1 protein-coding gene is annotated in these 7,176 nt (G+C 44.6%); it reads right to left on the bottom strand.

Features of this window, described 5'->3' with window-relative positions; all coding sequences use genetic code 11:
* Positions 1-40: 40 nt before the first annotated feature.
* The gene (locus L1271_RS23880) at positions 41-7,156 is read right to left on the bottom strand and encodes a non-ribosomal peptide synthetase (RefSeq protein ID WP_235368947.1); all 7,116 of its coding nucleotides are present in this window, start codon (positions 7,154-7,156) and stop codon (positions 41-43) included.
* Positions 7,157-7,176 lie beyond the last annotated feature (20 nt).

The following is a 7,176-nucleotide window of genomic DNA, read 5'->3' on the forward strand; positions in this document are numbered from 1 at the left end:
ATGCGCTATATCCGGAGGTGACGATAATTCAAAGTAGCCGTTACTCGTCACACAGCTCCTGATAAAGCTTTTCTATTTCTTCATCAGACATATCTGCTAGCTCAGCTTCAGCGGCCGCCAGCTCGTCTTCATCTAAATGAAGTAAAGCATCAACTTGGTCAGCCAAATCGCATAGTACGGGTGAGCTAAAAATTTCTTTTATAGATAAGTCAACAGGAAAGGTTTCATTAACTTTGGTCACTAGTTGTACCGCTAATAGCGAATGTCCACCCAGTTCAAAGAAGTCGGCATTGATGCTGATCTCCTCTGCCGATAAGTGCAGTAGTTCGGCCCAGATGGTCAGCAACTTTTTCTGCGTATTATTTTGCGCAGGCGAATATTCACCGGTTAGTGCTGCAAGGTTAGGTTTAGGCAACGCCTTTCTATCTACCTTACCATTACGATTGACAGGTATATGACCAATACTCGTTATCGCATTGGGTTGCATGTAACTGGGTAGTGTTTGAGCCAGTTGTTTTTTAACTGCTGCAACAACCGCCTGTTCGGACTGTCGTTCGCGGATCTGTAAGTATGCAATAAGGAGCTTTTCTTCTCCCTGCTCCTGCCACACTTTTGTGACACAATCGAGTACATCAGGGTGGTGTAAGATCTGTTGCTCTATCTCACTTAGCTCGACACGGTAGCCACGTATTTTTACTTGGTTATCTTTACGACCTACAAACTCTATATCACCATGCTTGTTATAACGCACCACATCACCAGTTCGATATAGTCGCTCTGATTCTCCGCTGTAGAGTTGTCTTGAGAAAAAATGTCCATTGGTAAGCTCAGCATTGTCCATATAACCTCTTGCCACACCAACTCCACCAATGTGCAACTCCCCCTCACAACCTTGTGGTGTTAGGTGCCCATAATGATCCATTACGTAAAGGTTGACGTGACCCGCCGGACGACCAATAGGTGCAACCTGAAAGCTATCATCCGCTTTGATTTCATAGTGACTACTCCAAACTGTCGCCTCTGTTGGCCCATATTCGTTAAAAAATCGAGCCCCCTGACTCCATTGGCTTTCAAAATGCAACTGTTGAAGATCTTGCTCTACTCCTTCTCCACCAGTGATCACTAATCTTAGCTGGCTTGGTAGCGCAGCCATTAGGTTGGCATACTGTAATAACGCCCGATACATTGTCGGTAAAATCGCCAAGTGAGTAATATCACTTGCCATGATGTACCGGTAAACGGCTCCAATATCGACCACATCACTATCTTTGACGATATGTAGTTCAGCACCTTGTGCTAACACTGAAAAAATACCTAATAAACAAGAGTCAAAATAGATAGATGAAAGAGACAAGAAGCGCCCTGCTGGTACTCGATAAGCATCTAGACGACTCTGTGTTGCAGCAATGATTTGCCGATGTTCAATTTGTACACCTTTAGGTTCGCCACTTGAACCAGAGGTATACATGATATAAGCCAAATCCGTATTGTGACCTCCAATTTCTGGATTTATGTTTGAGCATTGTGTGATTAATTGATTGGTCGCAACACTATCAATATAGGCGACGGCCAGTGCAGGGATTTGTCGCAATATGGGCTCAAATTGCTGATGACTCAGCACTAAATGAACTTTTGCATTGCTAATAATAAATGCACGTCGCGCTTGTGGCTGTTCCGGATCCAAAGGTGTGAAAACTAAACCAGCTTTAGCAACTGCATACATTGCAATTACCATATCACTACATCTCTCCATGCAGATCCCAACCGTTGCTTGACGCGGTAACTCCAATTTGAGTAAGTAGTTGGATAGCTTGTTAACAGCTGAATTTAGCTCCTGATAATTATAGCTCTGTGTATCAGAAACCAGTGCAATCGCCTCTGGAGTTCGTGTTACCTGGTTCTCAAGAAACTGATGAACTTGTTGTATCCTTGTTGGTGCAAGCTCTGGCCCTCGGCTCATTGCCACTAATGCTTGCTGTGTTTGCTCATTGAGCAGATCGATATCACTTAATGCGATCCGTGGATTGTGTGCAACTTGATGAAGGATACGTATAAAGTAGCTCGAGAATCGCTCAATCGTATCTGCATCAAATAACGCAACATCATAGGTCCAGTTGATGACCCACTTCCCTCCGGCAAATACCACCCCAAGATTCAAGTCAGTTTTAGCAATCGTGCTTTGTTGTTCTAACGGGGTAAATTCCAGCCCTTCAATCCCCGCAACAGATTGGCCGATATTGTTCAAGTTCAAAACAACTTGTACTAGCGGCGTGTGACTGCTAGTGCGTAGTAACTTACATAAATCTACGAGTTGCTCAAATGGCACATCTTGATGTGCTTGAGCGTCCAAATTGACCGTACGAATATGCTCTAGAAGTCCATTAAAACTCTCTTGCTGTACTTGAGTTCGCAGAACCAGAGTATTTACAAATAGTCCTATTAGTGGCTCAACTTCAACATTCGTTCGATTGGCGATAGGGCAACCAATAACCACATCCTGCTGTCCACTTAATTTACTAACTAAAAATGCCAAGGCTGCATGAAATAGCATGTACATCGATACATTATGCTGACTCGCCACTTTCTCTAATTGCTGAACTATTTCGCCAGATAAACAACTCTCATAAATTGCTCCTTGCTGTGCTCTGACTGAAGGTCGAGGCCTATCCAATGGCAGGTTATGGATGCTTGGCACATCTTGTAGTTGTGTACGCCAATATGCTAATTGCTCAGCTAAAAATACATCATCCAATCGCTGTCGTTGCCAGTAAGCAAAATCACTATATTGAATACTCAATGCAGGTAACTGCGGATCAACTCCCGCCTCGATAGCCTGGTAACAATGGATAAACTCAGACATCAAGATACCCATAGACCATGCATCTGCAGCTATATGATGGAGATTAAACAACAGTATGCCCTGTTCGCTACTTCGGCAGATATAATGGATTTCAAATGGCGGTTGTTCTTCGAGTACGAATACTCGTTGATAAAAAGAACGTAGCAGATCAATAATGCTATCTTTTTGTTGTTGCTCAGATAAATGAGTTAGATCAGAAACCGTCAGCCTGACTTGCCAGTTTTCTTGCACTTCTTGATATGCCGTTTGGCCATCAAATTGATATTGAGTTCTAAGTACCGCGTGCCGATTTACTAAATACTGCAACGCTTGCTCTGCCACTTGCAGTGCAAACTTTCCTGTTACTTGATACGCTAGCGGCATATTGTACTGATTACTAGGACTTACTTGCTCGACAAACCATAGACGCTGTTGAGCATAACTAAGTGGGATCTGCTTTCCTTTAGGTGCCGGTGTTATTGCCCCCAGACTGGCTTTACCATGATTATCTATATGCTGCGCTAGCAATTGAATCGTGCTGTTTTCAAAAACTGCTTTCAACGCTATCGTCAAGCCAAAAGTCGCCTCAACTTGGCTAACCAAACGAGTTGCTAAAAGCGAATGTCCGCCCAACGCAAAAAAGCTATCTGTAACACCGATTGTTGTCACATTTAATAGACCTTGCCAGATTTCTAGGAGCTGATGCTCAGTCTCTGTACTCGGAACCACTTGCATCTGATCATTTTGGTAAGTGGGTTCAGGCAAGGCGCTGTATTGTAGTTTACCATTGATAGTGAGAGGCCAATTTTCGACGGTAACAAAGTGACTAGGAACCATATAATCAGGTAACTGATCACTTAAATAGACTTTAATCTGTTCAAGCTGTGACGGTTTAACAGCTCGACAACCAACATTAATATAAGCAATCAACCGTTGTTGTAGTTCAGTGCCTTTGACCAGTACGATCGCATCATCAACTTCAGGGCGGTTGCGCAGTAGACTGGCGATTTCATCCACTTCAACTCGGAACCCACGAATCTTAACTTGCTTATCTTTACGTCCCAAACCAACCAAACGACCGTCAGCGAGATACTTTGCCAAGTCACCGGTTCGGTATGCGCGTTGACCATCATACTCCACAAACGCGGCTTTCGTTTGTTCTGGGCGTAACAAATACCCTGCTGCCACATTACTACCCACAACCAAAACCTCACCTACAGCTCCCGTAGGAACACGTTGTAGTTGCTCATCAACGAGTAATACGTGGTTGTTGGTTATCGCCTGTCCGAGTGTTATGACACCTCGTGCGACATCCTCTTTAATATTACTGTATAGAACATCGGACATAACCTCGGTGGAGCCGTAAAGGTTATAAAACTCCACTTCATCCAGCCATTTACAGCATCGCTCAGCAAGGCTCAAAGACAGTGCTTCACCACTAATAAACCAGTAGCGCAAACTGCTAAGCGTCGAGCGATACTGCGCTCCCGATATTACTAAACTCTGCAAATGAGAAGGCGTAGTAACTATTCTGGTGATTTTATGTTTTTCAATAGCTGCGACGAATAAATTGTTATCTTTCACCTGCTCTCGTGGCAATAAAACAACGGGCTTGATTGCAGCTAAGCTGACGTAAAACTCCCACATACCGCGTATAAACGCCATTGAGGTCATCATCACGGTTACTTCATTTGAGGCCAGTGGAAAACGCTGTAACATCCAACTGACTCTGTTAACTACAGCACCGTGAGTCCCTAACACCCCTTTGGGCTTACCCGTCGAGCCCGAGGTGTAGATTATGTGCGCAATATCATCACTAAAGACTTCAACGTCTGGATTTTCTCCGCTGTATTGGTCCAGCGTGCTTTCTCTCAATAGACTGCTACAGTCCAATGTTGCGCGCTCAAAAAATGATGCCTCTGTTTGCTCATCATGTAATAGCAAAGTAATGTCTGCATCTTCTGCTTGCAACTTCAATCGTGATGCAGGCAGTTCAACAGACAATGGAACCAATGTTGCTCCTGCCTTTAACACAGCAAGCATAGCGATTATCCGCGTGGCGTTTCGCTGGCAATGTATACCTACCGTTTGACCCTTACTGATAGCATGTTGCTTAATCAGATAATGAGCCAACTTGTTGGACTGTTCGTTTAACTCTTCAAATGACAGCTTTTGCTCTGCATAATGTAATGCACCACTAGCTGCGTGCTTACTCAAATTAAGTTCAAATAATTGATGAACTGAGCTGACTTCATGCTCACAAAGAGTAACTGCGGCATTCTCTTTTAGAGGTTGCGACCACTTAAGCTGTGCAACGTTAAGTTGTGGATTTGCTGCAACCTGATACAACGTACTACTAAATTCATTCGCCAAAGCAGTAATGGTTGAGCAGTCAAACAATGCCGCATTGTAAGCAAAAATAAACTTCAACCCTGAGTGAGTCGGTCGCAGATATAAAGTAATGTCGTACTTACTGTCAAACTCTTGCTGTGCAGAAAAAGCACTCACTTCGAGTTGGCTTTCTGTTGACAATGCTAGTTGTTCATTGGCCATATTGATAAACAACTGAAAGATAGGAGCATGTGTCAAGGAACGCTCTGGATTCAATTGTTCGACTAGTAATTCAAACGGAACCTCACTGTGAGCATGTATCTCCATATGGGTTTGCTTGGCTTTGCGCAGCAATTCACCGATGGGTTGTTGTGTATCAAACTGAGTACGCACGACTAGTGTATTTAGAAATAAGCCAATCATATTCTGACAGGACTTATTATTACGATTGACCGCAGGCATCCCCATTACAACATCCTGCTCACGACTGAATCTACCTACAGTAACCGCGAACATAGTCTGTAAGAGCATAAACAGAGTGCTTTGGTGCTGCTGAGCAAATAGCTCTAGTTCATTAACGATATCTGGTGCAATGGTTCCATCTACTCTTGCTCCACTGAACTGATCAGGAGCTCGATTACGGTCTAGGGGAATACTATGTAATGGCGGCGCTTGATCTAGATGACTCAGCCAAAAATCAAGTCCGTGTTGCAACCGCTCTCCACCTAGGTAACGACGTTGCCAACTTGCAAAGTCTGCATACTGTATCGCCAATGGATCCAGAGTGGGTGCTTGCGCTGAGCTTATCGCGTCATAGAATGCCATGATATCGTTAAGAAGAATATTCAATGACCAACCGTCGCAAGCAATATGATGCACCACAATGGCCAATACATAATCATGCTTGCCAAGTTGCAACAACTGAACCTTTAACATGTGGTCACTTTGTAAGTTAAACGGCTGCAAGGCTTGGGCTGCAACATTAGCGTGTGCCTGATTAAGCTTTTCTTGCTCACTGCCATTTAACTCAAGCGTTGTTATCCGTGGCGCAAATGCTGGCAATATAACTTGTTGGGGTTCGCCATCCTGATCGAGCTGGTATACTGTTCTTAGTATCTCGTGACGCTTAATAACTGCTGCGATGGCCTGCTCAAGGGTATTAGTCTCTAATTGGCCACGGATTCTTAACGCCAATGGCATATTGAATTGTGCGTTTGGTTGAGTTGCTAATTGCTCAATAAACCAAAGACGCTGTTGTGCGTAAGATAGCGGTAGGGCTTGACCATCTCGAGGTAACGCTGGGATCTCTGGGTTGTTTTCTCCCAAACCAGATTGCTGCATAAGTACCGCTAAGCGGCGAATACTAGGATAACTAAAGAGTTCTTTGAGACCCAACTGCAGCTTGTAGCGAGCGTTAATCTCGCTGATTATTTTCACTGCTAACAGAGAATTTCCCCCTAACCTAAAGAAATCACCCGTTACACTTAACTCCTCTAGTGGTTGTCGCAGTACCTCTGCCCATATCTCTACCAGCGCTCGCTCTACACTATTCTCCGCCGCTTCATATTCCTGCCCTATCTCCCTAATCTCGCTCGGTAGCGCCCCCCTATCCAGCTTACCATTCGCCGTCAACGGCAAAGCATCTAGCAAACACCAACGACTCGGACACATATAACTGGCTAAACGCGCCGATAACGCACGCTCTAACTCTGCTATAAAACTACCTTCATCTACTACCTCTCCCTCTGCAACAACATAACCCACCAACGTCGCATCCGCACCCTCTCCTTGCACCAACACCGCCGCCTGTTTCACCGCTGCTTGCTGTGCCAAAACACTCCTTATCTCTCCAAGCTCTATACGATATCCCCGCAGCTTGACTTGCTCATCCTTCCTTCCCAAAAATACCAACGCTCCCGACTCCAAGCGCCGTACCCTGTCTCCTGTTCTATACAACCTCGTATCCGCCAACCAAGGAACATACACAAATGACGCCGCCGTCCTGT

The sequence above is a fragment of the Pseudoalteromonas sp. OF5H-5 genome, from assembly GCF_021530695.1.
In the GTDB taxonomy this organism is placed as follows: Bacteria; Pseudomonadota; Gammaproteobacteria; order Enterobacterales; family Alteromonadaceae; genus Pseudoalteromonas.